Origin of the sequence: Lentzea alba (genome assembly GCF_011067745.1) — a bacterium.
GTDB lineage: Bacteria > Actinomycetota > Actinomycetes > Mycobacteriales > Pseudonocardiaceae > Lentzea > Lentzea alba.
On the sequence record NZ_JAAMPJ010000016.1, the window covers coordinates 147,474 to 172,546 of the forward strand.

General features: G+C 68.3%; 22 protein-coding genes. 10 read left to right on the forward strand and 12 right to left on the reverse strand.

What is annotated here, in order from left to right; translation table 11 throughout:
• Positions 1-50: 50 nt before the first annotated feature.
• Entirely contained in the window at positions 51-2,675 is a 2,625-nt protein-coding gene (gene polA, locus G7043_RS42140; RefSeq protein WP_242643300.1) for a DNA polymerase I, read from the reverse strand.
• A gap of 154 nt (positions 2,676-2,829) precedes the next feature.
• Between polA and G7043_RS42145 the strand changes: the two genes are divergently transcribed.
• Both G7043_RS42145 and G7043_RS42150 read left to right on the forward strand, forming a co-directional pair.
• A complete protein-coding gene (locus G7043_RS42145) occupies positions 2,830-3,189 on the forward strand; it encodes a hotdog fold thioesterase (RefSeq protein WP_166054336.1) in 360 nt (119 codons plus the stop codon).
• Between the two features lie 76 nt (positions 3,190-3,265).
• On the forward strand, positions 3,266-4,438 hold the full coding sequence (locus G7043_RS42150; protein ID WP_166054338.1) for a lipase family protein: 1,173 nt from the start codon (positions 3,266-3,268) through the stop codon (positions 4,436-4,438).
• Between the two features lie 51 nt (positions 4,439-4,489).
• Here G7043_RS42150 and G7043_RS42155 read toward each other — a convergent pair whose 3' ends face one another.
• The 5 genes from G7043_RS42155 to G7043_RS42175 form a co-directional block, all read right to left on the reverse strand.
• On the reverse strand, positions 4,490-5,206 hold the full coding sequence (locus G7043_RS42155) for an ABC transporter ATP-binding protein (RefSeq protein WP_166054340.1): 717 nt from the start codon (positions 5,204-5,206) through the stop codon (positions 4,490-4,492).
• Entirely contained in the window at positions 5,203-6,012 is an 810-nt protein-coding gene (locus G7043_RS42160; RefSeq protein ID WP_166054342.1) for an ABC transporter ATP-binding protein, read from the reverse strand. Before G7043_RS42160 ends, G7043_RS42155 begins: the two co-directional genes overlap by 4 nt.
• Complete coding sequence (locus tag G7043_RS42165) at positions 6,009-7,745, reverse strand: branched-chain amino acid ABC transporter permease (protein ID WP_166054344.1); 1,737 nt, start codon at positions 7,743-7,745, stop codon at positions 6,009-6,011. Before G7043_RS42165 ends, G7043_RS42160 begins: the two co-directional genes overlap by 4 nt.
• Positions 7,742-8,656 (reverse strand): branched-chain amino acid ABC transporter permease, encoded by a 915-nt coding sequence (locus tag G7043_RS42170; RefSeq protein ID WP_166054346.1) that lies wholly within the window; start codon positions 8,654-8,656, stop codon positions 7,742-7,744. Before G7043_RS42170 ends, G7043_RS42165 begins: the two co-directional genes overlap by 4 nt.
• Positions 8,657-8,734: 78 nt before the next feature.
• Complete coding sequence (locus tag G7043_RS42175) at positions 8,735-9,832, reverse strand: branched-chain amino acid ABC transporter substrate-binding protein (RefSeq protein ID WP_242643281.1); 1,098 nt, start codon at positions 9,830-9,832, stop codon at positions 8,735-8,737.
• Between the two features lie 351 nt (positions 9,833-10,183).
• Between G7043_RS42175 and G7043_RS42180 the strand changes: the two genes are divergently transcribed.
• Positions 10,184-11,815 (forward strand): hypothetical protein, encoded by a 1,632-nt coding sequence (locus tag G7043_RS42180; RefSeq protein ID WP_166054349.1) that lies wholly within the window; start codon positions 10,184-10,186, stop codon positions 11,813-11,815.
• Position 11,816: 1 nt separating this feature from the next.
• Here the strand turns inward: G7043_RS42180 and G7043_RS42185 are convergent, their stop codons facing one another.
• The 4 genes from G7043_RS42185 to G7043_RS42200 form a co-directional block, all read right to left on the reverse strand.
• A complete protein-coding gene (locus tag G7043_RS42185) occupies positions 11,817-12,428 on the reverse strand; it encodes an ANTAR domain-containing response regulator (protein WP_166054351.1) in 612 nt (203 codons plus the stop codon).
• A 42-nt stretch (positions 12,429-12,470) separates the two neighbouring features.
• Positions 12,471-13,289 (reverse strand): hypothetical protein, encoded by an 819-nt coding sequence (locus G7043_RS42190; protein ID WP_166054354.1) that lies wholly within the window; start codon positions 13,287-13,289, stop codon positions 12,471-12,473.
• Positions 13,290-13,487: 198 nt separating this feature from the next.
• The gene (locus tag G7043_RS42195) at positions 13,488-14,090 is read right to left on the reverse strand and encodes a signal protein (RefSeq protein WP_166054356.1); all 603 of its coding nucleotides are present in this window, start codon (positions 14,088-14,090) and stop codon (positions 13,488-13,490) included.
• Positions 14,087-14,443 carry a PLDc N-terminal domain-containing protein gene (locus G7043_RS42200; RefSeq protein ID WP_166054477.1) on the reverse strand — a complete coding sequence of 119 codons (357 nt, stop codon included), beginning with the start codon at positions 14,441-14,443 and terminating at the stop codon, positions 14,087-14,089. Before G7043_RS42200 ends, G7043_RS42195 begins: the two co-directional genes overlap by 4 nt.
• Before the next feature lie 548 nt (positions 14,444-14,991).
• Here G7043_RS42200 and G7043_RS42205 point away from each other — a divergent pair.
• Genes G7043_RS42205 through G7043_RS42215 form a run of 3 tightly spaced genes read left to right on the forward strand, consistent with a single transcriptional unit; the run spans position 14,992 to position 18,490 of the window.
• The gene (locus tag G7043_RS42205; RefSeq protein ID WP_166054357.1) at positions 14,992-16,578 is read left to right on the forward strand and encodes a thiamine pyrophosphate-binding protein; all 1,587 of its coding nucleotides are present in this window, start codon (positions 14,992-14,994) and stop codon (positions 16,576-16,578) included.
• Positions 16,579-16,606: 28 nt separating this feature from the next.
• Entirely contained in the window at positions 16,607-17,986 is a 1,380-nt protein-coding gene (locus G7043_RS42210) for an ArnT family glycosyltransferase (protein ID WP_166054359.1), read from the forward strand.
• Positions 17,987-18,004: 18 nt separating this feature from the next.
• Positions 18,005-18,490, forward strand: a complete 486-nt coding sequence (locus G7043_RS42215; RefSeq protein ID WP_166054361.1) for a DinB family protein — start codon at positions 18,005-18,007, stop codon at positions 18,488-18,490.
• A gap of 11 nt (positions 18,491-18,501) precedes the next feature.
• Here the strand turns inward: G7043_RS42215 and G7043_RS42220 are convergent, their stop codons facing one another.
• Complete coding sequence (locus G7043_RS42220) at positions 18,502-19,230, reverse strand: HEAT repeat domain-containing protein (RefSeq protein WP_166054363.1); 729 nt, start codon at positions 19,228-19,230, stop codon at positions 18,502-18,504.
• A gap of 7 nt (positions 19,231-19,237) precedes the next feature.
• Positions 19,238-20,155 carry a LysR family transcriptional regulator gene (locus G7043_RS42225; RefSeq protein WP_166054365.1) on the reverse strand — a complete coding sequence of 306 codons (918 nt, stop codon included), beginning with the start codon at positions 20,153-20,155 and terminating at the stop codon, positions 19,238-19,240.
• An 81-nt stretch (positions 20,156-20,236) separates the two neighbouring features.
• On the opposite strand from G7043_RS42225, the gene G7043_RS42230 reads away from it, so the two are divergent.
• From G7043_RS42230 to G7043_RS42245, 4 genes are read left to right on the forward strand one after another with little or no spacing between them, the layout of a single operon-like run.
• Positions 20,237-21,721 (forward strand): aldehyde dehydrogenase family protein, encoded by a 1,485-nt coding sequence (locus G7043_RS42230; protein WP_166054367.1) that lies wholly within the window; start codon positions 20,237-20,239, stop codon positions 21,719-21,721.
• A gap of 43 nt (positions 21,722-21,764) precedes the next feature.
• Positions 21,765-22,862, forward strand: a complete 1,098-nt coding sequence (locus G7043_RS42235) for an NAD(P)/FAD-dependent oxidoreductase (protein ID WP_207312476.1) — start codon at positions 21,765-21,767, stop codon at positions 22,860-22,862.
• Positions 22,863-22,872: 10 nt separating this feature from the next.
• Positions 22,873-23,991 carry a Glu/Leu/Phe/Val family dehydrogenase gene (locus G7043_RS42240; protein WP_207312449.1) on the forward strand — a complete coding sequence of 373 codons (1,119 nt, stop codon included), beginning with the start codon at positions 22,873-22,875 and terminating at the stop codon, positions 23,989-23,991.
• Positions 23,988-25,073 carry a CaiB/BaiF CoA transferase family protein gene (locus G7043_RS42245; RefSeq protein WP_166054370.1) on the forward strand — a complete coding sequence of 362 codons (1,086 nt, stop codon included), beginning with the start codon at positions 23,988-23,990 and terminating at the stop codon, positions 25,071-25,073. Before G7043_RS42240 ends, G7043_RS42245 begins: the two co-directional genes overlap by 4 nt.

Below are 25,073 nucleotides of genomic sequence, written 5' to 3' on the forward strand. Positions count from 1 at the left end.
TTATAAGTTGAGGTGGGGCAAGGAACGTCTCCCCATCAAATTCGTGCGCACTAGTGCGCGGCGTCGTCCCAGGAGCGGCCCACGCCGACCGAGACCTCCAGCGGGACCTGCAACGGGTAGGCGTTGCCCATCTGGTCGCGCACCAGGGCCTCCACGGCCTCGCGCTCACCCTCGGCGATCTCCAGCACGAGTTCGTCGTGGACCTGCAGCAGCATCCGCGACCGCAGGCCGGACTCCTCCAGCGCGCGGTAGACACCCAGCATGGCGACCTTGATGATGTCCGCCGCGCTGCCCTGGATCGGGGCGTTGAGGGCCATGCGTTCGGCCATCTCGCGACGCTGGCGGTTGTCCGAGGTGAGGTCCGGCAGGTAGCGGCGGCGGCCCAGGACGGTTTCGGTGTAGCCGTCCTTGCGGGCCTTCTCGACGATCTCGTTGAGGTAGTCGCGCACGCCGCCGAAGCGGGAGAAGTAGGCCTCCATCTGCTCGCGGGCCTCTTCGGTCGGGATGCGGAGCTGCTGCGACAGACCGAACACCGACAGGCCGTACGCGAGACCGTACGACATCGCCTTGATGCGGCGGCGCATCTCTCCCGTCACCTCGGAGGTGGGGATCGAGAACGCCTGCGAGGCCACGTAGGTGTGCAGGTCCTCGCCGCTGTTGAAGGCCGCGATCAGGCCCTCGTCGCCCGACAGCGTGGCCATGATCCGCATCTCGATCTGGCTGTAGTCCGCGGTCATCAGCTCGGAGAAGCCCGCGCCGACCACGAAGGCCTGCCGGATGCGGCGGCCCTCGTCCGTGCGGATCGGGATGTTCTGCAGGTTCGGGTCCGTCGAGGACAACCGGCCGGTGGCGGCGATCGTCTGGTGGAACGTGGTGTGGATGCGGCCGTCGTCGGCCACCGACTTCAGCAGGCCGTCCACAGTGGACTTCAGCCGCGTGACGTCGCGGTGCGAGAGCAGGTGCTGCAGGAACGGGTGCTCGGTCTGCTCGAACAGGTTCTGCAGCGCGTCCGCGTCCGTGGTGTAACCGGTCTTGGTCTTCTTCGTCTTCGGCATCTTCAGCTCGTCGAAGAGGACCGTCTGCAGCTGCTTCGGGCTACCGAGGTTGATCTCCTTGCCGATCACCGAGTACGCGTCCTGCGCCGCCTGCTTCACGCCGCCCGCGAAGTGCGCCTCCAGCTCCGAGAGGTGCTCGACGTCGATCGCGATGCCGACGGCCTCCACCTCGTCGAGCACGTTCATCAGCGGCAGTTCGAGGTTCGCCAGCAGGTCGGCGCCGCCGATGGTCACCAGCTCGGTGTCCAGGCGGTCGGCGAGCTCGGCCACGGCCCGTGCGCGCAGGATGGTGCTGGTGGCGACCTTCTGCGCCTCTTCGGACTCGTCGGCGAGCAACGACAGCTGGCCGTCGCCGGACTCCTCGGCGCGCAGCTCGCGCTTGAGGTAGCGCAGCGCCAGGTCGTCGAGGGCGAACGAACGCTGGCCGGGCCGCACCAGGTACGCGGCGAGCGCCGTGTCCGAGGACAGGCCGCGCAGCTTCCACCCGCGGGCACGCACGCGACGCAACGGCAACTTCAGGTCGTGGCCCGCCTTGGCGACGCTCTCGTCCGCCAGCCACGCGGCCAGTGCCTGCTCGTCGGCCTCGTTGAGCTCGGTGACGTCGACGTACCCGCCCTCACCGTCGGCCGTGCAGAGCGCGACGCCCTCCAGGTCGGTCGTGATGCGCAGGGCCACGCCGACGCGCGTCTTGCGCGCGTTCTGGTCCAGCCACGTGGCGAGCGTGCCGGCGGGGATCGCGCCACCGGAGACCTCGAAACCCTCCTCGGCCTCGGGCTCCGCGGTCGTCAGGGTCTGGAACAGACGGTCGCGCAGGACGCGGAACTCCAGCTCGTCGAACAGCGCGTGCACGGCGTCGCGGTCCCACGCCTGGGCCTCGAGGCCGTCGATCGTGTACGGCAGCTCGACGTCCTTGATCAGCTCCGTGAGCTGGCGGTTCATGATGATGTTCGCCAGGTTGCCGCGCAGCGCCTCGCCGACCTTGCCCGGCACCTCGTCGACGCGGTCGACCAGCTCGTTGAGCCCGCCGAACTGGTTGAGCAGCTTGATGATCGTCTTCGGGCCCACCCCCGGCGTGTTCGGCAGGTTGTCCGAGGAGTCACCGCGCACCGCCGCGTAGTCCGCGTACTGGTCGGGCCGCACGCCGTGCTTCTCCTCGACGTACGCGGGGGTGAAACGGCCCATCTCCGAGACGCCCTTGACCGGGTACAGCACCGTGACCTGGTCGTTGACCAGCTGGAACGCGTCGCGGTCGCCGGTGACGATCTCCACCTCGAAGCCCTGCGCCACGGCCTGCGTGGTCAGGGTCGCGATGATGTCGTCCGCCTCGTAGTTCTCCTTCTCCATCGTGGGGACCCGGAGCGTGGCGAGCACGTCCTTGATCAGGGAGACCTGGCTGCGGAACTCGTCCGGCGTCTTGGAGCGACCTGCCTTGTACTCGGGGTACTGCTCGGAGCGGAAGGTCTTGCGCGACACGTCGAACGCCACCGCCACGTGCGTCGGCTTCTCGTCGCGCAGAATGTTGATCAACATGGACGTGAACCCGTACACGGCGTTCGTGACCTGGCCCGTCTTCGTCACGAAGTTCTCGGCGGGCAGGGCGTAGAACGCTCGGTAGGCCATCGAGTGACCGTCGATGAGCAGGAGCCGCTTCACGTCTGAGGTAGTCACGAGCCCGAGTCTAGGGTGGGGGTCTGACAGTTTTGCTTGAGCCCTTGGAGCGCGTGTGACCCCCGACCTGCCAGTGGAGTACGCCGACGAGCAGTTGCACGTCCGCATGGGCATCGAAATCACCCAATGGGATGTCCAGGAGATGATCGGCACCATGCCGGTCAAGGGCAACCGGCAGCCGTTCGGCCTGCTGCACGGCGGTGCGAACGCGGTGCTCGCCGAGCAGCTGGGCTCCCTCGGGTCCGCGATGCACGCCCACCAGTTCGGCTCGATCGCGGTAGGACTCGAACTGTCCTGCACCCACCACCGCGCCGCGCGCGAGGGCATCGTCACCGGCGTGGCGCGCCCCATCCACCTCGGCCGCAGCACCACGACGTACGAGATCGTCGTGACCGACGAGGACGGCAAGCGCACCTGCACCGCCCGCCTCACGTGCATCCTCCGCGCGAAGCCGCCGGGCGCCTGAACACTGGGGTGAACCACACCCCATCTCTGCGGTCAGCCCCAGTGTGCCGGCAAGATCACCTCGACATCGTGGAGGCATGACCTTCACGACTCGGCTGACAGCAGCAGTCCTGTGCGGCGTCGTGGTCGCGGCCTCGGTCCCGGCCACCGCCTCCGCACACGCGACCCGCGGCGAACTCCTCGACGTCGTCCCGGTGTCCACCATGGACACCAACCAGTTGGTCACTTATCTGGGGGACCACGACCTGGACGCCTCGCGCGTCCGCTTCGCCGTGGACGCGAAGCGCATCACGTACCGCACCATCGACCCGTTCGGAAAACCGACGACCGCGAGCGCCCTGATCGCCTTACCGCGCAACGAGGACCGCACGCCCCGCCAAGCCGCCTGGCTGCACGGCACCACCGGCTACCGGGGCTCGGTCGCCTCGGTGGCGGACGGCAACGACCGCGCCGCGGCCCTGCTGTTCGCCTCCGCCGGCTACCTGACCACAGCTCCCGACTACCTGGGTCTGGGCACCGGCCCCGGCCACCACCCGTACGTCGACGCCCCGTCCACCGTGACGGCCTCGGTGGACGCGTTGCGCGCGGCCCGCGAGTTCGCCGCGTGGAAGGGTTTACGTCCCGACCCGAGGGTGATGATCACCGGCCACTCGCAGGGCGGCCACGCCGCCATGGCCCTCGGTCAGGCCTTGCAGTCCGGCGCCGATGCCCGCCTGAAGGTGGGCGGCCTCGCGCCCATCGGCGGACCCTTCAAGCCGAGCCTGCTGGTCGCCAAGGCCACGAACGACGAGATCGCCAACGGCGTCGCGTACATGGCGTACTGGACGGTGGCGTGGAACCGGCTCCACCATCTCTACGACCACCCGGCCGAGGCCTTCCGCGACCCGGCGATCGAGGCGCTCTTCGACGGCGAGCACCGCAACGAGGAGATCTTCCGGCACCTGCCCGCCACCATGGCGGAACTCCTGACCGCCACCTACCTCGACCGCGTCAAGCACCCGACGGGCGTCCTGCGCGCGAAACTGCGCCAGGCGGACGGCTACTGCGACTGGCGCCCCGCGGTCCCGGTGACGATCTACTCCTCCGCCGGCGACAAGGACACCCTGCTCGAAACCTCCGCCTACTGCGACCAACGCCTGAAGCGGCACCACGCCAAGTCCACGCTGATCGACCTGGGCGCGGACGTGAACCACGGCAAGGCCGCGAAGCTGGCGCTGCCCCGCATCCTGGCCGACTTCGACCGCGGATGAACGAAAGCGGGGCGGAGGACAAGCCTCCGCCCCGCTCTCACGACAACTGAACTAGTGGGCTTCTCCCAGGTACGCCTCGCGCACTCGCGGCGACGCGAGCAGCTCGTGACCCGGACCGTCCAAAGTGGTCTTGCCGAGGTCGATCACGTACCCGTGGTCGGACAACGCCAGCGCCGCCAGCGCGTTCTGCTCCACCAGCAGAATGGTGGTGCCGAGCGACTGCAGCTCCTTGATGGTGTCGAAGATCCGCTGCGTCATGATCGGCGACAGACCCATCGAGGGCTCGTCGAGCATCAGCAGACGGGGCTTGGACATCATCGCGCGTCCGATGGCCAGCATCTGCTGCTCACCACCGGAGAAGAGCCCGGCCTTGTTGTGCCGCCGCTCCCCCAGCACGGGGAAAAGGTCGTACACGCGCTGCATGTCGGCCTCGACGCCGTCGTCCTTGCGGACGTACGCACCGAGCTGCAGGTTCTCCTCCACGGTCATCCGCGGGAAGAGCCGGCGGCCCTCGGGGCAGTGGGCGATGCCCTCACCGAGGATCGCGTGCGCCGGGTCGTTGTGGATCGGCTTGCCCTGGAACAGGATCTCGCCGGACGCCGGCCGCAGCAGACCCGAGATGGTGCGCAGGGTCGTGGTCTTGCCCGCACCGTTCGAGCCGATCAGCGACACGATCTGGCCGGCCTCGACGGTGAACGAGATGTCGCGGACGGCCTCGATCGCGCCGTAGGCGACCGAGAGGTTGCGGACTTCGAGCAGCGCGGTCATGCCTGCTCCCCCTTTGCTGCCTCGATCTCGTGCTCGACTTCCTCCGGCGGCTTGCCGAGGTAGGCCTCGACCACCCGCGGATCCGCCCGCACGACCTCGGGGCTGCCCTCGACGAGCAGCTCACCCTGCACGAGCACGGAAACCGAGTCGCACAGACCGAAGATGAACTTGATGTCGTGCTCGATGACGACGACGGACACACCCGTCTCGCGGATGCGGAAGATCAGCTGCTGCGTCGCTTCCGTCTCCTGCGGGTTCATACCCGCCGTGGGCTCGTCCAGCAGCAGCACCGCCGGGTCCGTCGCCAACGCGCGCGCGATCTCCAGACGGCGCTGGTCGCCGTACGGGAGGTTGCGCGAGAGCTCGTCGTCCAAGTTGTTCAGACCGACGAACGCGAGCAGTTCCCGCGACCGGTCGCGGGCCGCCTTCTCACCGCGGTGGTAGGCGGGACCGTGGAACAGCGAGGCCAGCGGGCCCTGCTTCATCCGGACGTGCCGGCCGACCATCACGTTCTCCAGCACGGTCATGCTGGGGAACAGGCGGATGTTCTGGAACGTGCGGGCGACACCCGCGTCCGTCACCTGGGCCGGGTCGCCGGGCAGGACGTTGCCCTTGAGCAGCACCTGACCCGTGGTCGGCGTGTACAGACCCGTCAGGCAGTTGAAGAACGTCGTCTTCCCCGCGCCGTTCGGGCCGATCAGGCCGACGATCTTGCCTTCGTCGAGCGTCAGGGTGACGCCCTTCAACGCCTTGAGGCCACCGAAGACCATCGAGACGTCACGCGCCTCCAATACGGGCGTGCTCATGCCTTCTTCGCCTCCACGTGCGCCTCTTCGGCGTTCTCATCGGCGCGCTCGATCATCTCAGCGCGCCTGTGCGCATCGGGGATCAGGCCGACCGGCCGGAACCGCATGATCAGGATCAGCGCGAGGCCGAAGATCATGAGGCGGTAGTCCTCGAAGTCGCGCAGCTTCTCGGGCAGCACGAACAGCAGCGCGGCACCGAGCACGGCGCCGGGGATCGAGCCCATGCCGCCGAGGATGACCGCCGCGAGGAGCGTGACCGACTCGAGGAACTTGAACGACTCGTACGAGACGGTGCCGTTCTTGTGCGCGAACACCGCGCCCGCGAGGCCCGCGAGCGTGGCACCGATGAGGAACGCGAGGATCTTCATCTTGCCGGTGCGGATGCCCATCGCGCGGGCCGCGTCCTCGTCTTCGCGGATCGCGATCCAAGCGCGGCCGATGCGGCTGAACTTGAGGTTCGCGAACACCGCCATCGTCGCCGCGACGAGCAGCACGATGAGGACGTAGTAGAGGACACCCGCGGGCAGCTTGACGGCGCCGATGGAGATCGACTTGTTGAACTCCGCACCGAACAGCGACAGCGGCGGGATGCCCGGGATCGCGTTGGAGCCGTTGGTGATGCCACCGATGTTGTTCTGCGCGGAGCGGGTGAAGATCTCACCGAACGCGAGCGTCACGATCGCCAGGTAGTCACCGCGGACCCGCAGCGTCGGCGAACCGACGATGGCGCCGAAGATGCCGGCCACGATGGCCGCGACGACCGCGGCGACCGGGAACGGCAGGGTGATGCCGAAGTGCGCCGTGGCGGCACCGGAGAAGTTCGCCGCCACCAGGGCGCCGATACCCATGAACGCCACGTACCCGAGGTCGAGCAGACCCGCGAGACCGACGACGATGTTCAGGCCGATCGCGGTGGCGGCGTAGATGCCGATGTTCGCCGCGACCGTCATCCAGTACTCGTTGCCGGCGTCGGTGAACGGCAGCAGCAGCGCGCACGCCGCCAGCACGATCACGCTGAACACGCGGTGTTGCTCGGACAGGGCCGAGAGCCAGCGGACGAAGCCGACACCGCTCAGCGCGCCGAGCACACCACCGGCGAACCCGAGGAACGACAGGAAGATCGCACCCGCGTAGGGGTTCGAGGCGCCGACGCCACCGGTGGTCAGCATCGCGGCGACGGCGTAGAGCACCGCACCGAACGACACCAGCAGCACCAGGTACGCGACCGGCGTGGAGACCTTGAACTTCCACTCGCCCACCGGCTCGATGCCGATGCCGTAGCCCGCCAGGATCGCCAGCACACCGGCGATCAGGCCGACGACGCTGCCGAACGCCGTGGCGCCGTCGAGGGCCGTGATGGCGGCCAGGCCGCCGCCCTTGACCGTGATGTACGCGGCGTTGACGAACGAAACGATGGTGAGGCCCCAGCCGAGCGCACGGACGACCCGGCCCCTGGACGGGACCGGCGCGAACGCCGCGACCAGGACGAGGACGCCGAGCAGCAGGACGTGCCAGCGGAAGCCGGTGACGGCGAACGGCGCGTCGAAGAACTGCAGCGTCGACTTGTCCGGCCAGTTGCCGTCGTTGAGGCTGAAGGTGACCCACGGCAGCAGTGCCGCGACGATCCCGAGGACACCACCCGCGACCGCGAACGGCTTGCCCAGCGGCGCGAGTGCGGAACGCTTCTCGACGGGAGCCGTCGCGGCGGGAGTGGACACAGTGCTCGTGCTCATGCGCGCACCCTTTCCGGCTCACCGAACAGACCCTGCGGGCGGAAGACGAGCACGAGGATCAGCACGACGAAGATCCACACGTAGTCGTACTGGGTGCCGCCCGGCATGTACTGACCGGCCAGGGTCTTGATCAGACCGATGATGAACGCGCCGATGACCGCGCCGCGGATGCTGCCGACGCCGCCCAGGACGGCCGCCGTGAAGGCGAAGATGCCGTTCTGGAAGCCCATGTCGATGTTGATGTTGTTCAGGTACCCGCCGAACATGACACCGGCGACACCGGCGAGCACCGCGCCGAAGATGAACGTCAGCACGATCACGCGGTCGGGGTTGACGCCCATCAGCTTCGCGGTGTCGGGGTCCTGCGCGGTCGCCCGCATCGCCCGGCCCATCCGCGACTTGTTGATGTAGGTCTGCAGGATGACCGAGAGGCCGACCGACAGTCCGACGAGCAGCACGCCGGTCCACGCGATGTTGACCGAGCCGAGCGACAGGCCGCCTTCGGGGAAGACCTTCGGGTAGGGCAGGTTCGACGTGGCGTCGGGGTACCACACGCGCACGGCTTCCTGCAGGAACACGGACACGCCGAGCGCGGTGATCAGCGGCGCCAGCCGGGGCGCGTTGCGCAGCGGCCGGTAGGCGAACCGTTCCATGATCACGGCCACGAGGACCGCCACCACGATGCCGCCGACGAACATGAGCGGCAGGGCCACGGCAGGCGACTTCTTGAGGTCGTCAGGAAGAAGCGTGAACGTGGCGAGGCCTCCGTACGAGGCCACCATGAAAACCTCGCCGTGGGCGAAGTTGATCAGCTGGATGATGCCGTACACCATGGTGTACCCGAGAGCGATCAGGGCGATCAACGCGCCCTGGATCACCCCGTTGGCCAGCTGTTGGAGCAGGACTGACACGACTACCTCCGTAGACGGCGGGGGCGAGCAAACAACGCCCGCCCCCGCCGTGGCTTCAATCAGTGACTAGGTAGTCGATCAGCCGGTGAACTCGCCGGTCTGAACGTCCTTCCACTTGCCAGAGGTGACCGAGTAGACGGTCAGCACCTTGTTCGTGCTGTCGCCGTACTGGTCGAACTTGACCTCACCGGTGGCACCGGAACCGCTGTACGAGCCGACGTTGGTCAGCATCGCGTCACGCTTCGACTCGTCCCACGCGGAACCGTCGATGGTCTTGGCCAGCGCGCCGATGATCGCGTTCGCGGCGTCGTAGGAGAACGCACCGTAGGCGGCGTAGTCCTCCTTGCCGAACTTCTTCTTGTACGCGTCGACGAACGCCTTGGCCGTGGCCAGGGACTCGGTCGGCGCGCCGACGGAGGTGGCGAGGTCGCCTTCCTTACCGCCGAGCTCGATGAACTTCGGGTCGAAGATGCCGTCGCCACCCATGACCGGGACGTTCAGGCCCGCGCTCGCCATCTGCTTCGACAGCGGGCCGGCGGCCGGGTACTCACCGCCGTAGTAGACGGCTTCCGGCGCGAGCGCCTTGACCTTGGCGATGACGCCGGAGAAGTCGGTGTCCTTCTCGCCGACGGTCTCCTGGCCGACGATCTGGCCACCCTTCTTGGCGACCTGCTTCGACAGCTCGGCCGCGAGGCCCGCGCCGTAGGTCTTGCCGTCGGTGATGATGGCGATCTTCTTCTTGCCGGCCTTCTCGACCAGGTAGTTGGCCGCGTACGGGCCCTGCAGGTCGTCGGTGGCGCAGACGCGGAAGTAGTTGTCGAACTGGCGCTTCGGGGCGGTCAGGAAGTCGTTGCCCCTGGTCAGCGTCGGGTTCGTGTTGGCGGGCGACACCTGGGGGATCTTCTTGTCCCGCAGGATCGGCTGCACCGTCTGGGCGACCGACGAGTTCAGCGTGCCGACGACGCCGACGACGTTCGGGTCGGTCGACAGCTTGGTGGCCGCCTGGGCGCCCTTGGCGGGGTTCGCCTCGTCGTCCTGAGCGGACACGGTCAGCTTGTAACCCTTGACCGTGCACTTCTGGTTGGCCTCGTCCACGGCGAGCTCGGCGGACTGCTTGATGCCGATGCCGAGAGCGGACAGGTTGCCGGACAGCGGGGCGACTACACCGACGGTCAAGGTGCCCTTCGACGTGTCGCAGCTGCCCCCCGCAGTGCCGCCTTCTTCCTTGTTCGAGCCACAGGCTGCGACGACAAGCAGCGTGGCGCCGACAATCGCAGCGGACTTCACAGAGTGCTTACGCACGTGATGTCCCTCCTATATCCCTGCTCCCGGCGACGCGAGTTCTCCGCGCACCGCTCCTGCACCCTCTCCTGAGGGATGGCCGGAACCTAGGCGATGACTGTGACCCCAGTCATCAAAGCCAATGGGCTCGTGACCATAACGCAACGCGGCGTTATGTTTCACTTAAGCAATGTCACATACCGTAACCTCCGTTCACTCTTTGGACGGCTGCCATAACGTGGACGTATGACTCCGCGTCGTCGGGTGATCGCAGCAGTGGGCGCCGCCGCCGTACTCGTCGCCGCGGTGCTGGTTTTGCGCGAAACCGACGACGCAACGAAGAAGCCCAGCTCACAGCCCGTTCGGCTGACGAAGTACGCGGCGGATTTCGTCAAGCTGCCCACTCAGCCGGCTCCGCTCAGCGCGCCGTCCTCCGTATGGAGCAGTGACGGCAGAATCCAATGGGTGCCGGTCACCGGCGCGTCCGGGTACGAGGTCTTCGGGAAGCTGGTCGCGTCGCCCGAGATCGCGGGTCCTGGCAGGGCCGACGTGCGGGCCGTGGACGCGTTCGGCCAGCGCTCGCTGGCCGCCAGAGCCGAGGAACGTCCAGGTGACGACGGGTGGCGCCGGGCGGTCAACGGCTGGCTGGACGACTTCGACGACACGTTCCTCGAACGCCGCTACCACCTGAGCGGGCGACCCGGTTGCGTGAATCCCAGCTCCGGCTCGGGTGGCCGGTTGGTGATCGACATGCCGTGTGGGAACGACACGGCCGTGTTGCGCGCACGGACGTTGCTGCAGCTGAACGACGCAGACGAGTTGGGGCGAGTGGCCGTCGTGACGGACGCGGCCGGGCCACGCGGGAAGCTGGTGCTCGACCTGGTTCCGGGAACACCGGATCGCGTCGGACCCATACCTCCCGCTGATGCGATTCGGGTGGTGGTGGACGACTCCGTACTACCCGGTATCCGAGGTGCGGGCGTTCTGCATCGATTCGAAGTAGTGCTGACACGGAACGGTGTGCGCGTTCTGCAAGACGGCGGGCAGATCGCCACATCACCAGTTGTGCCGAAATGGCGTGAGGCGAGCGTGCTGATCAGCATGACGCCTCCGATCGGCTATCCGGGACGCGTCGAGGTCGACGCGGTCGGCATCACGGGTTCGCTCCAGTCCGTGCCCGAGGTGACCGAGACGTCGATCGTGGCGGGAACGCTGCGCGTGCTGGAGCCCGATGAGGAGGCGCCGGGCATTGGCACAGCGCGCGCACCGTTGCGTGGCGCTTCTTCGGCGCGGTTACGGGCAACGGTGCGTCTTGGCGACGGTGGTGATCCCAACGGCCTGGTCGCGCAGCTCGGTTCGGCGCGAGTGCCGTTGCGGCCGGTGGTGAGCGGCTGGTCCGGGGCGGAGGAAAGCGAGCTGACCGTGACCGGGGACGTGCCGGCCGAGTTGCTCGGACCGGCCGGACCCGACGCCCTGTCGCCGTTCGTGCTGCGCATGCCCGGTGCGTCGCAGGCCCAGGTGCTGGAGAGCTACCTGGAGGTGCCGGGGCAGTCGCCGGTGAAGCTGGCGAACGCGCCGGACGAGCCGGCGCCCGTTCTGCCCGTGCTGACGGCTGAGTTCATCCGTGTGACCCCGAACGACGCGACCCTGGCCATCACCCTCGACGCCGCTCACGCGCGTTCCGTGGCGCCACTGGCGGGCTTTGAGGTGTACGTGGACAGCGGCCACGTCGCGACCATGCCGATGCCGGGTGGCGTCGGTGGCCGGCACGAACTGGAGATCTCGCTGAAGGGCAGCCACAACGTCGAAGTCCGCCTGCGCCCCGAGGATCCGGGGCGGCAGACGGACTCCGTGTGGCTAGAACTCAGCCGGTCTTGACTCAGCCGAAGTTCTCGATGACGGCCTCCGCGACGGCCTTCATCGTGGTGCGGCGGTCCATGGCGGTGCGCTGCACCCACCGGAACGCCTCCGGCTCGCTCAGCCCCTGCTTGGTCATGAGCACGCCCTTGGCCCGCTCCACGACCTTGCGCGTCTCCAGCCGCTCGGTGAGCCCGGCGACCTCCTGCTCAAGAGCAGCGAGCTCGCTGAACCGGCTCATGGCCAGCTCGATCGCGGGCACCAGGTCCCGCTTGGCGAACGGCTTGACCAGGTAGGCCATCGCACCGGCGTCGCGAGCGCGTTCGACCAGGTCGCGCTGGCTGAACGCGGTGAGGATCACGACCGGCGCGATCCGGTTCCCCGCGATCTGCTGGGCAGCCTCGATCCCGTCGACCTTGGGCATCTTCACGTCCAGGATCACCAGGTCGGGGTTGAGCTCGGTCGCGAGCTTGACGGCCTCTTCACCATCCGCAGCCTCACCCGCCACGTCGTAGCCCTCTTCGCGCAGCATCTCGACGAGGTCGAGACGGATGAGCGCCTCGTCCTCGGCGACGAGCACGCGAGGGGCCTTGCGCGTGGCTTCGGACTGGGCCTCGGCAGCCTGCTGGGTCACCGGGGTCCTCCTGACGATCGTTCCTGCGAGCGAAAGGGCAGTCTACCGGCGGGCAGGCCCCTGATCAGGCTCGCCGGCCGTGACGGCAGACACGAACTCCTCAGGCCACGGATAGGTCCGCATGCCCTCCTCGACGTCCTGGTCAGGTGCTTCGGCGCGGCGCAGCGTGATGTTCCGGGTCGTGCCGAACCGCGGGTGGGCGAGCTTCTGAGCGATCTCGCTCTCCCGCGGCCCACCCGGCCACTCGACGAACCACCCTGTTCCCAGCGGAAGTGCTCGCAGCCAGCTCGCGTCATGCCACAGGTGTACCCGGCGCAGTAGAGCGCTCCCAGTGGCCGCTTCGGCGATGTCCTCGTCGTTGCCGCCACCGTCGACGTACTCCACGCCGCGGAACTCGTGCATCCAGCGCACGTACCGCATGCCGAGGTCCCACGCGTTCTCGTCGACCCCGGCGAGAACTACGCCGGCATCGCCCGTGGTCAGCTCGGCCGACCGCCGGTACTGCCGGTGCTCGAGTCCGGCGACGCCCATGCCGAAGCCTGCCTCGGTGCGCGGCAGCAGCTCGAACAGCACCGGGCCGAGAGCCCGGTCGCTCAGGTGCAGCCTGAGGGTCTCCCCCGGTTCCACGGTCCGGAACGCGTGGGCGGGCCTGATGATGCTCGCGGGCGGCATCAGCTGGAGCATGCTGGCCGCGGTGCAGCCCGCGAGCAGCACCTTGGCCTCCAGTTGCCGCTGGGCCTCGGTGGTCGCGTCGGGCAGCAGGTCCCCGTCGCGGACGGCCGGAACCGCCTGGGACAGGTTCTCGCCCGTGTAGCGGCGCCGCAGATCGGCGAGCTGGTCCGTGGTGGACAGACGTGCCATGACAGCAGTCCTCGTTTCCGCCGCCCGGCTCGGCACGACAAGGACGCATGTGCACGCGTCTACGTGGTCGGTTCGCTTCGATGAGCAGGAGTTGCTGAACACTGCGGCGGAACGTGCCGCTCACTGCCGGGGAGCGGCTCCAGCCTCACGTCTGCTCGACGCCACCGACCACGTTACCGGACCCGTGCACCCGATTTTCTAGTCGGCGCCCACGATCAGCTTGTACTTGACGTCGACTTCCTTGCCGTCCGCCGACCCGCGGATCACCAGTTCGTGCTCACCGGACGCGGGCGGCGTGATCCACGCGTACAGCCCGCAGCCGACCGAGTTGATCCGCCCGGCCTGGGCGCCGAACGGGTTGCCCGCACGCGCCTCGTAGGTGAACGGCGTGGCGGACACCCTCGTCAACGCCTGCGTGGAGCCGTCCAGCAGCACTTCGCCCTGCGCGCTCTTCATGAACGTCTCGCAGCCGGCGACGTCGCTGGCCAGGTTCACGACGGGCGCGAGCAGCGGCTTGCCGGCGGGAACCCGGCACTGCCGCTCGACCGGCCCGTTCTCGAGGGCCCCGGCGAGCAGCCAGACCTCGACGGGCTGATCACGCATGCAGAAGCGCCCGGAGGTGTCGGAGACGGGATTGGTGTTCGTCGGCTGGGATGCCCACGTCCACCAGCGCGCCTGGAACTCGCCGGGCGCCAGCTTGTCCGAAGTGGACGTCGGGGTTGCCTGGGGTGGGGCCGCCAGCTGCGCGTTGCCTCCGCAACCGGCGAGCAGAACAACTAAGAACAGCAGGACTTTCCTCACTGGTTCTCGCGTCCCTTGCGTCGTTGTTCCTCCGCGCGCTCACGGCAGCGGCGCAGGAACTCCTCGTCGTCGTCAGGATTGGTGGCCGCGAACCGCCCCGGCCGGTTGTACTCGGGAAAAGCAGAAGCATCGCGCTCAAACGCACCGAAGCGCGCGCGTCCGGTCCCCACCACCGGACGACCCGCCACGAACCACGCGATCGAGCCCACCAACGGAAACAGCAAGACCAGGAGAAGCCACATCATCTTCGGCAGATTGCGGACTGACCCGTCGTCGGTCGTGATCACGTCCACGACGGCGAAGATCGTCAGTCCCAGCATCAGCACTCCGAACAGCCCACCGAAGTACAGCATCTCCCACCCCCAGGTCGCGCGGTCGCGCACATCGTGACACAAGGGGCCATGCGCTGAACATGGTTCAGTCCTCAATCATCTGAAGACCATTTCACAAGGTGGCGAATCCCCAAGAAATGAAAGTTGACACATCCCATTAACACACCCATTCCGTTCCGCCTTTCCCGGAACGGCGTCTCGACCAGGCATACCGCCAGGTAGTAGTACTACCCCAGGTGGAATCTCCCTGGTCAACCGGGGGTGCACACTCTGCGGGCGACGGTTCGGACGCTCAGCTGAACGGGCCTGCCACCATCGTCCGACCCGATCAGCCATTTCACCCCAGAGGGTGAATCCGCGCGACGCCGAGCCGAATTTACGCGCACATCGCATCGCCGGCTCGGATTCCGTTCTCCCCTCGATTCCGCACTCGGCGCGATCGGTCAATGGAGACTTCGCGCCACGACGTTCGCGCGGAAGACCGTCACCGGTGAGGTGCGCTGACGCTCAGCACCAGACCTGCTGCACACCCGTTGTCGGGGCAGTAAGCAGGCCTTAGCGTCGGGTTCATGCCCAATGGTGCCGAGAGGCTGCTGGAAGTGCTGGCCGCGCACGAGGTCGAGGTCGTGTTCGGCCTGCCGGGCGTGCACAACCTCGCCATCTGGGAGGCGCTGCGCAAGCACCCCGGCATCCGCATGATCGGGGTGCGGCACGAGCAGACGGCGGTTTACGCGGCGGACGGGTACGCGCGGGCGACCGGCAGGCTCGGTGTGGCGGTCGTGACGACCGGGCCCGGGGCAGCGAACACGCTCGGTGCCACGGGTGAGGCGTGGGCGTCCGGCAGTCCGGTGCTGGTGATCGCCACGGACATCCCGTCCACGCTCCGGCAGCCTGGCGTCTACCGGGGCGTGCTGCACGAGACGCGGGATCAGAAGGCCATGTTCGGGCCGGTGACCAAGGCGGCGTTCGACGTGCCGGCGGCCGACGAGCTGGCGGTGTTCGCCGACAAGGCGGTGCAGCAGGCCGTGCGCAGCCCGCACGGGCCTGTTTATCTCGGTGTCCCAACGGATTTCTTGTCCGCCGAGGTTGCGGGCCACGCGCCGTCGACGGCGGAACAGACCTTTCTCGTCCCGGACCTCACCGAGGCCGAGGCGCTGATCGCCCGCTCCGAACGGCCGCTGATCTGGGTCGGTGGTGGCGCCGCGCGGTCGGGAGCCGGGGCGGCGGTAGGGGCGCTGGCAGCCAGGTTGCAGGCGCCGGTCGTCACCACCTACGGCGCGCGAGGGCTGGTCGACAGTCCACAGGTCGTGCGGGGACCGGTGCACGCGCCGCCAGTGGGGAAGTTGTGGGACGACGCCGATCTGGTCATCGCGATCGGCACCGACTTCGACGGGATGATGACGCAGAACTGGTTGCAGCCGAAGCCGCACACCCTCGTGGCCGTCAACATCGACAAGGCCGAGGCGAACAAGAACTACCCCGCGGACGTCACGCTCGAAGGCGACGCGGCCGCGGTCACCACCGCACTCGCGGCCAGGGTTGCGGGCAAGGACGCCGCGGTCGACGTCGAGGCGGTCAACGCTGAAGTGCGGGCGTTGGCCGAAGCGGATTCACCGGAGGCCGTGACGCTGCTGCGGGCGCTGGAGGGCACCGACGCCACGATCGTCGCCGACATGTGCATCCCGGGGTACTGGATCGGCGGCTTCCACCACGTCACCAAGCCGCGCGGGCTGGCCTACCCGGTCGGGTGGGGCACGCTCGGGTTCGGGTTTCCGGCGGCGCTCGGGGCGGCCGTCGCCGGGCGGACGATCGCGGTGGTGGGAGACGGCGGGTTCCTGTTCGCGTGCGGGGATCTCGCGACGCTCAAGCAGGAGGGTCTGCCGCTGACGATCGTGCTCGTCGACGACGGCGGGTACGGAATGCTGCGGTACGACCAGCAGATCGCGAACCACGCCATCAGCGGGGTGGACCTGACGAGGCCCGACTTCGCGAAGCTCGCGGAGAGCTTCGGGATTCCGGCGGTCACGCTCGAGGGCTTCGACGGACTCCGGGACGCGCTGGCCGGCGCGACGGGGCCCGCCATGATCGTGGTCAACGCCGGGCTCAAGCCGCCGATCAACACTTCGCCGCGCTGGTACCGGAAAAACGCCTCCTGATCATCCGCTCGCTGGGTACCGTCCGCCCATGAGGCGTGGGCTGGGGATGGTGCTCGCTGCGCAGGCGGTGGTGCTGACCGCGTTGTCGGGCCGGTACGGGTTCCACCGGGACGAGCTCTACTTCATGGTGGCCGGCGACCGGCCCGCGTGGGGGTACGTCGACCAGCCGCCGATCACGCCGATCCTCGCCGACATCTCGACCGAGCTGTTCGGCAGGACGCCCACGGGACTGCGCGTCGTGGCGACCTTGATGGCGCTCGCGACGACCGTCGTGGTCGCGCTCATCGCCAAGGAACTCGGTGGTGGCGCGGTGTTCGCCGCGGCCGCGTCGGCCACGGGGTCGTACGTGCTCGCGGTGGACCACATGCTGTCGACGGCGACGCTGGACCTGTTGATCTGGACGTTGGTCGGGTACTTCACGATCAGGCTGCTCAAGTCGGGGAACGGGCGGTGGTGGCTCGCGATCGGCGCGACCATCGGCGTCGGGCTCGCGAACAAGTGGTTGCTGCTGCTGTTGGTCGCGGCGCTGGCGATCTCGCTGCTGATCACCGGGCCGCGTGACGTGTTCCGCACGTGGTGGCTGCCCGCGGGCATCGCGGTGGGCATGGTGATCGCGGCGCCGGTGGTGGCGTGGCAGGCGTTGCACGACTTCCCCTTGCTCACGGTCGCGCGGGGCATCAGCGAGGACGACGGCCTGGAGAACCGCGTCATGTTCGTGCCGATGCAGTTCCTGCTGCTGTCGCCGTTGCTGGTGCCGGTGTGGGTGATCGGGTTCCGGAACCTGTGGCGCGACAAGACGTTGCGCTCCATCGCGTTGGCCTACCCGGTGCTGTGCGCGCTCACGTTGATCACCGGCGGCAAGCCGTACTACGCGGTGTCGTTGTTGCTCGTGCTGCTGGCCGCGGGCGCACGGCAGGCCCAGGAATGGTTGTTGCGCCGCAAGGTGATCGGCGCCGTGCTGGTGGTCGCGAGCGTGGTGCCCGCGGTGGTCGTGTCGTTGCCGGTGCTGCCGAAGGAGGCGATCGGGCCGATCCTCGCCCTGAACCAGGAACCCGGCGAGCAGGTCGGCTGGAACGAGTTCGCCAACACCGTCGAGAAGGCGTACTGGGCGAACGACCGCCCGGTCGTGATCGCCCGCAACTACGGCCAGGCGGGCGCGATCGAGACCTTCACGCCGATCCAGGTCTATTCCGGCCACATGTCGTTCTACGACTGGGGACCGCCCGAGACGGTGAACAAGAACGTGTTGCTCGTCGGCTTCAACGCGACACCGTTCACGGAGTGCAAAAGCGTCGCACAGCACCGCAACGTCATCGAGAACGAAGAGGACGGCACGGAGATCTGGGCGTGCACGGCGCCACCGCAGTCGTGGGACGAAATCTGGCCGCAGCTGCGTCGTTACTACTGAGGCTGCCAGACTCGCGCGGTGACTCGAACCTGGCCCGCGAACCTCGCCACGGACGAAGGCGTGCTCGCCTGGGAGTTCCTGGACTTCCTGCGCGAGACCGCCGTGCTGAAGGTCGACGGGCTCACCCGCGACCAGGCCGCGGCGTCCCCCATCGCCACGTCGCCGAAACTGACCGCGCTGGGCGTGCTCAAGCACCTCGTCGCGGTGGAACGGTATTGGCTGTGCATCGCGGGTGCGGGGCTGGAGCTGCCGTCGTTGTGGGAAGGCGATCCGGACCCGTCGTGGGACCTCGCGGACGAGGACACGCCTGAGTCGTTGATCCGGGCGTACCGCGAGGAATGGGCCAACGCCGAGGCGCTGAAGCAGCGCGGTCCCGACGACAGCGCGGCGGACGAGAAGTTCACCGTGCGGTGGATCCTGGCCCACGTGGCACAGGAAACCGCGCGGCACGTGGGACACCTGGATCTGCTCCGCGAGCTCGCGGACGGGCAGACCAGCGAATAGGCCGGACGTTCTCAGACCTCGCCCGGCCACAGGGGCGCGAGGGGCACGACCACCCCGTCGAGCGCGTTGTCGACGACGGCGCCGGCCAGTGGCATCAACGTCGCACGTGACCACAGGAGGCGTTCACGCAAGGCCGGGAGCGCCAGGGCGGCAGCAGCCTGTTCGATCACCTCCTGACGGTCGTGGTGCAGACACCCGAGCAACGCCTCGCTGGTGTCGCCGACCTGCACGCCCGACTTCGCCAGCCGGCGGACGGCCGCCGCCGCCTGGGACCGGACCCACCACTTCGCGTCGCGCAGCCTGCCGACGACCGGCGGCAGAGCGGCCGGGTCGGCGGTGTCGCCGAGCGCGATCACCGCGATCTGGCGGCGGGTGGCCAGCCAGTGCGTCGCGTCCGGCGTGACGCGGGCGACCGGGTTCGCCTTGCGCAGCCTGGTGATGCCGTAGAGCCACATCCACGGACTGCGGTAGACCTCCTGGCCGAGCCACCTGCGGACCGGGCCGTCGGTCTCGGCGTAGAAATGCCGGAGCACGTGTTCCGGGTCGCGGTCAGGATCGCGTTCCGCGAGCACCCGGCACAGCAGCGGGCGCGCCGCGTCCGCCTCGCCGAGAGCTCCGAGGATCATTTCCTCGACACCCGGCGCGGTGCTGTCGATCAAATGTCTGATGTGCGCGTGCTGATCCGGTGAACCCCAGTCCCCGATCCCAGCCAGCGCCCCGTCGCTGCTGAGTTCCCCCATTTCTCCATCATGGCCGAGATATGTAGCCGCCCACAGCGTTTTGGCAAACTTCCTGGAGAGCGTTTACCGCGTCGCGCAACAACGGGTTGGTATTCGCGGTGCGGTGGACGACGTGCACGTGCCTGCGCAACGGCTTGCTGCGCAACGGCATCGCGTGCGTGCCGGGTAGCCCCTTGTAACCGAGCGCGGGCACCAGAGCGACACCGACGCCTGCCGCCACGAGTGACTGCACGACCTCGTAGTCGTTGCTTCGAAAAGCAATTTTCGGCGCGAAACCCGAAGCGGCGCACAAGCGCGTGAGACAGGTGGCCCCGGAGGTGCCGTCACGTGACGCGATCCAGCGTTCGTCTTTGAGATCTTCGAGTTTGACGTTGTTTTTCGCGGCCGGGTGTTCGGCCGGCACCATGACCAGGAGGGATTCGTCGAGCAAGGGCAACACGGTCAGTTCTTCCGGCCACGTCCGCGGCACGAGGTCGTAGGCGTAGACCAGCGCGAGGTCGAGCTCGCCGGTCAGCACCAGTGGCAGCACGTCGTCCGGCTCGGCCTCGTCCAGGCGGATCTCGGCATCGGGCAGGTCCGCCGACAGCTTCGCCAGCGCCTTGGGCACGATCCGCGAGCTCGCGGTGGGGAACGTGCCGATCCGCAGGCGCCCCCGCAGCCCCTGCACCATCGCCTTGACCTCGTGCTCGAAGCCGTCGAACGCGGCGAGCAACTCGCCACCGCGGTCGGCGATCAGCAGCGCGGCGCTGGCCGGTCTGATCGAGTGCGCCTCACGTTCGAACAGCGTCACACCGACGGCGCGTTCGAACGCCGAGATCTGCTGCGAGACGGCCGACGACGTGTAGCCGAGGCGGCGGGCCGCCTCGGCGAACGAGCCCGTCCTCACGACCTCGACGAGCGTGCGGAGATGGACCGGGTTGAGCACCAGGTCAGCTTATGCTCGACGTCGCGAGGTTTCATTCTGCGGCCCCTGGCGCAACCACCGCGCAACTACCAGGGTGGATGCATGCCCTATGTCTCCACGAACCCGTCGAACACCTCCGACGTGGTCACCGAGGTCGAGCTCGGGACCAGCCGCACCTTCGTCGACTCGGCACAGCGGGCGAAGGCGGCACAGCGCGCGTGGGCTCGCGTGCCCGCGCCCGTGCGCGGCCAGGTCATCGGCAACATCGGCCGGCTCGTCGAGGCGAACTTCGAGCCGCTCGCCCAGCTGGTGACGCGCGAGATCGGCAAGCCGATCGCGGAGGCCCGCGGTGAGGTGCAGGAGATCGTGGACACCTGCAACTTCTTCGTCGGCGAGGGCAGGCGCCTCTACGGGCAGACCGTCCCGTCGGAGATGCCCGACAAGCAGCTCTTCACGTTCCGCAACCCCGTCGGCGTCGCGGCCATCATCACCGCCGGCAACTTCCCGGTCGCCGTGCCGTCCTGGTACATCATCCCGGCACTGCTGTGCGGCAACTCGGTCGTGTGGAAACCCGCCGAGTACTCCGCCGCGTCGGCCCAGGCCTTCTACGACGTGTTCCAGGCTTCCGGCATCCCGGCCGGCGTGTTCGAGATCGTCTTCGCCGAGGGGTCGGAGACGTTCAACGGCCTGGAGCAGTCGCTGCGGGAAGGCCTCGTCGACAAGGTCGGGTTCACCGGGTCCAGCGAGGTCGGTGTGCGGATCGGCGAACTGTGCGGACGCCACCTCCAGACGCCGTGCCTGGAGCTCGGCGGCAAGAACCCGATGGTCGTCACCGAGGACGCCGACCTGGACCTGGCCGTGCAGGGCGCGCTGTTCGCCGGCTTCGGCTCCGCGGGTCAGCGCTGCACCTCGCTCGGCACGGCGATCGTGCACGAGTCGGTGTACGACGAGTTCCTGTCCCGGTTCGTCGAGGCCGTCGCCGGTGCCACCGTGGGCGACCCGACCGGCGATGTCCTCTATGGACCGTTGCTGGACGAGAAGTTCGCACTGGCGTACGAGAAGTACCTCGGCTGGGTCGGCGAGCACCACACGGTGCACGGCCCGACCGGCCGCATCACGGCTGCCAGTTCCCGCAACGGCTTCACTGGTGAGAACGGCTTCTTCTACCACCCCGCAATCGTTTCCGGCGTGCGTGCCGACGACGAGCTGTTCCTGCAGGAGACGTTCGGCCCGATCGTCGGCGTCATGAAGTACTCGGACCTGGACGAGGCGATCGAGCTCGGCAACAAGCCGGGCTACGGCCTGTCGTGCTCGATCTACACCACCGACCCGAACAAGGCCTTCCGGTTCCGGGCCGGCATCTCCGCCGGCATGGTCAGCGTCAACAACTCGACGTCCGGGGCCGAGGCGCACCTGCCGTTCGGCGGGAACGGCAAGAGCGGCAACGGCTCCCGGCAGTCGGGCGTGTGGGTGCTCGACCAGTTCACCCGCTGGCAGTCCATGAACTGGGACTACTCCGGGAAGCTGCAGAAGGCGCAGATGGACACGCTCGAGATCGAGGCGAACCTTGACTACCGGCTCGGCTGAGCTGCCTGGTCAGGCCGAGGTCGTCGTCATCGGCGGCGGGGTGATGGGCACATCCGTTGCCTTCCACCTCGCCGAGGCAGGCGTCCGGGATGTCGTGGTCGTGGAGAGGGATGAGCTGGGTTCCGGCTCCACCTGCAAAGCAGCGGGTGGAGTGCGCGCCCAGTTCTCCGACGAGCTGAACATCAGGCTCGGCGCCCGATCACTCGAAGCGTTCCAGCGCTTTCCGCAGCGGCCCGGGCAGGAGATCGATCTGCACCAGGTCGGTTATCTGTTCCTCCTTTCGTCTCGGGAACACGTCACGGCGTTCGAGCGCAACGTCGACCTCCAGAACTCCCTCGGAGTGCGCAGTCGCATGCTGACTGTCGAGGAAGCACGACGGATGTCGCCGTTGATCGAAACGGACGGCCTGCTCGCGGCGACCTTCTCGCCGGACGACGGACACTGCACTCCGGAGTCCGTCGTCCTCGGTTACGCCGCCGCGGCCCGCCGATTCGGTGTCCGTTTCCACACCAGAACCACCGTGAGATCGATCGTAGGGACGGGGTCCGACACTTTTCGCGTCCAGACCGACCGCGGCGAGGTTTCGACCGGGAATCTGGTCTGCGCGGCCGGCGCGTGGTCGCGTGAGATCGGCGAGATGGTGGGCGTTGACCTGCCGGTTTCTCCGTTGCGGCGGCAGATCATGTTCACCGAGCCCATGCCCGAACTACACGATCGGGTGACGCCCTTCACCATCGACTTCGGCAGCACCTTCTACTTCCACCGCGAGGGCCGCGGGCTGCTGTTCGGCATGTCCGACCCGGACGAGACCCCCGGCTTCAAACTGGACATGTCCGACGCCTGGCTGCCGCGGCTCACCGAGGCGATCGGCAGACGCGCACCGAAGCTGCTGAACGTGGGCGTGCGCAACGGATGGGCGGGGCTGTACGAGGTGACGCCCGACCACAACGCGCTGATCGGTTCGGCCGGCCGGTTCTTCTACGCCACCGGCTTCTCCGGGCACGGTTTCCTGCAGGGTCCCGCGGTCGGGGAGGTCGTGCGCGACCTCGTGCTCGGCCGCGAGCCGTTCGTCGACGTGTCCAGTCTGGACGCCTCCCGGTTCGCCGCCGACCAGGCGCGGCCGGAACTCAACTGCGTGTGAGGGAAAGCTGATGGACGTTCTCCAGCTCATGGACGAATGGGGACCCGAGAAGGTCGTCTGCGTGTCCGACCGGCGCACCGGCATGAAGGGCGTGCTCGTCATCGACAACACCGCGCGCGGCATGGGCAAGGGCGGCACGCGGATGAGCCCGCACGTGACCGTCGCGGAGATCGCCCGCCTCGCGCGCGTGATGACGTGGAAGTGGGCCGGGGTCGACCTGTTCTTCGGCGGCGCCAAGGCGGGGATCGTGTTCGATCCTTCTTCTCCCGACAAGGAAGCGGCGCTGCGGGCGTTCGCGCGCAAGCTCTCCAACGAGGTGCCGCGCGAGTACGTGCTCGGGCTCGACATGGGCCTCACCGAACGGGACGCCGCGATCGTCCAGGACGAACTGTCGGACCGCGGCGCTATGATGGGCGCACCGGCTCAACTCGGCGGTCTTCCGTACGACGAGCTGGGCGTCACCGGGTTCGGCGTGGCCGAGGTGGCGGACGAACTGATGGCCCTGCAAGGCAAACGCGTGGCCGTTCAGGGTTTCGGCGCGGTCGGTGCCGCGGCGGCGAAGCGGTTCGCCGAACTCGGCGCTGTCGTCGTCGCCGTGTCTTCGGTGCACGGTGCGTTGGTGGACCCCGGCGGGCTGGATGTCGCACGACTGCTGAAGCTGCGAGGAGAATTCGGTGACCTCGCGGTCGAGGAGTACGGCGACGTGCGCGAGCTCGGTGCCGAGCTTCGCGTGCCGTGCGACGTGCTGGTGCCGGCGGCGCTGCAGGACGTGATCGACGCGGATCTCGCGGGCGAGCTCGACACCACTCTGGTGGTCGAGGGCGCGAACCTGCCGACTTCCGTTGCGGCGCAGGAGGTTCTCGCGCGCCGCGGGATCACGGTCGTGCCGGACTTCATCGCGAACGCCGGTGGCGTGGTCGCGGCGGCGTTCGGGATGGACGCGCGGTACTCGCCGTTCCCGGTGAACCCGGCGACGGTGCTGGACGCCGTGTCCTCGAAGCTGAGGGCGAACGCGGCGAACGTCATCGCCGAGGCCAGAAACCGGGGCACCACGACGCACGTGGCTGCCCGCGAGCTGGCGCAGGACCGGGTGCTGACCGCGATGAAGCTGCGGGGGCGGGTCGCATGAGCTCGCTCGAAGGCGTGGTGATCGCGGACTTCAGCCGGGTGCTGGCGGCGCCGTACGCGACGATGATGCTCGGCGACCTCGGTGCCGAAGTGATCAAGGTCGAGCAACCGGGCCGTGGCGACGAGACCCGCACGTGGGGTCCGCCGCACTACGAAGACGAGGCGACGTACTTCCTGTCCGTCAACAGGAACAAGACGTCCGTGCAGATCGACCTGTCGACCCGGGCAGGCCGGGAACAGGCGCGCGAGCTCATCGCGCGTGCGGACGTCGTGGTCGAGAACTTCAAGCCGGGCACCATGAAGAAGTTCGGGCTGGACTACGAGTCGTTGGGGCGTGACGACCTCGTCTACTGCTCGATCTCGGGGTTCGGTTCGGGCAAGGGCGCGGAGCTGCCCGGCTACGACCTGCTCGTGCAGGCCGTGGGCGGGTTGATGAGCGTGACCGGGCCCGGTCCGCACGAGCCGGTGAAGACCGGTGTGGCGCTGGTCGACGTCCTCACGGGGTTGCACGCCTGTGTGGGCATCCTGGCGGCGCTGCGGCACCGGGAGGCGACCGGGCAGGGCCAGCTGGTCGAGCTGGACCTGCTGACCGTGCTGCTGTCCAGCATGGTGAACCAGAGCGCGGGCTTCACCCTGGCCGGCGCGGTGCCGAAGCCGATGGGCAACCGGCATCCGTCGATCGCGCCGTACGAGGTGTTCCCGACGATCGACCAGCCGATCGTGCTCGCGGTCGGCAACGACCGGCAGTTCCGCAGGCTGTGCTCGGTGCTGGACGTGCCCGAGCTCGCCACGGATCCGCGGTTCGTGACGAACTCCGACCGGGTCGAGCACGTCGACGAGCTGTTCGAGCTCCTCTCGGCGCGGCTGCGGGCCCGCCCGGCGCAGCACTGGTTCGAAACGCTGACGCCACTTGGTGTTCCGTGCGGTCCGGTGAACGACGTCGCGCACGCGTTCGCGCTGGCCGAGTCGCTGGACCTCAACCCCACCGCGACGATCGGCGACATGACGCTCGTCGCGAACCCCATCCGCCTGTCGCGCACGCCGGTCACCTACCGGCTGCGCCCGCCGAAGCTGGAGCAGTGA

Excerpts from the sequence above, each read along its gene's own strand:
- polA (WP_242643300.1), bottom strand. The coding sequence starts at position 2,675 with ATGGCCTACCGAGCGTTCTACGCCCTGCCCGCCGAGAACTTCGTGACG.
- G7043_RS42145 (WP_166054336.1), top strand. The coding sequence starts at position 2,830 with ATGGGCATCGAAATCACCCAATGGGATGTCCAGGAGATGATCGGCACC.
- G7043_RS42150 (WP_166054338.1), top strand. The coding sequence starts at position 3,266 with ATGACCTTCACGACTCGGCTGACAGCAGCAGTCCTGTGCGGCGTCGTG.
- G7043_RS42155 (WP_166054340.1), bottom strand. The coding sequence starts at position 5,206 with ATGACCGCGCTGCTCGAAGTCCGCAACCTCTCGGTCGCCTACGGCGCG.
- G7043_RS42160 (WP_166054342.1), bottom strand. The coding sequence starts at position 6,012 with ATGAGCACGCCCGTATTGGAGGCGCGTGACGTCTCGATGGTCTTCGGT.
- G7043_RS42165 (WP_166054344.1), bottom strand. The coding sequence starts at position 7,745 with ATGAGCACGAGCACTGTGTCCACTCCCGCCGCGACGGCTCCCGTCGAG.
- G7043_RS42180 (WP_166054349.1), top strand. The coding sequence starts at position 10,184 with ATGACTCCGCGTCGTCGGGTGATCGCAGCAGTGGGCGCCGCCGCCGTA.
- G7043_RS42190 (WP_166054354.1), bottom strand. The coding sequence starts at position 13,289 with ATGGCACGTCTGTCCACCACGGACCAGCTCGCCGATCTGCGGCGCCGC.
- G7043_RS42200 (WP_166054477.1), bottom strand. The coding sequence starts at position 14,443 with ATGCTGTACTTCGGTGGGCTGTTCGGAGTGCTGATGCTGGGACTGACG.
- G7043_RS42205 (WP_166054357.1), top strand. The coding sequence starts at position 14,992 with ATGCCCAATGGTGCCGAGAGGCTGCTGGAAGTGCTGGCCGCGCACGAG.
- G7043_RS42210 (WP_166054359.1), top strand. The coding sequence starts at position 16,607 with ATGAGGCGTGGGCTGGGGATGGTGCTCGCTGCGCAGGCGGTGGTGCTG.
- G7043_RS42220 (WP_166054363.1), bottom strand. The coding sequence starts at position 19,230 with ATGGGGGAACTCAGCAGCGACGGGGCGCTGGCTGGGATCGGGGACTGG.
- G7043_RS42230 (WP_166054367.1), top strand. The coding sequence starts at position 20,237 with ATGCCCTATGTCTCCACGAACCCGTCGAACACCTCCGACGTGGTCACC.
- G7043_RS42235 (WP_207312476.1), top strand. The coding sequence starts at position 21,765 with ATGGGCACATCCGTTGCCTTCCACCTCGCCGAGGCAGGCGTCCGGGAT.
- G7043_RS42240 (WP_207312449.1), top strand. The coding sequence starts at position 22,873 with ATGGACGTTCTCCAGCTCATGGACGAATGGGGACCCGAGAAGGTCGTC.
- G7043_RS42245 (WP_166054370.1), top strand. The coding sequence starts at position 23,988 with ATGAGCTCGCTCGAAGGCGTGGTGATCGCGGACTTCAGCCGGGTGCTG.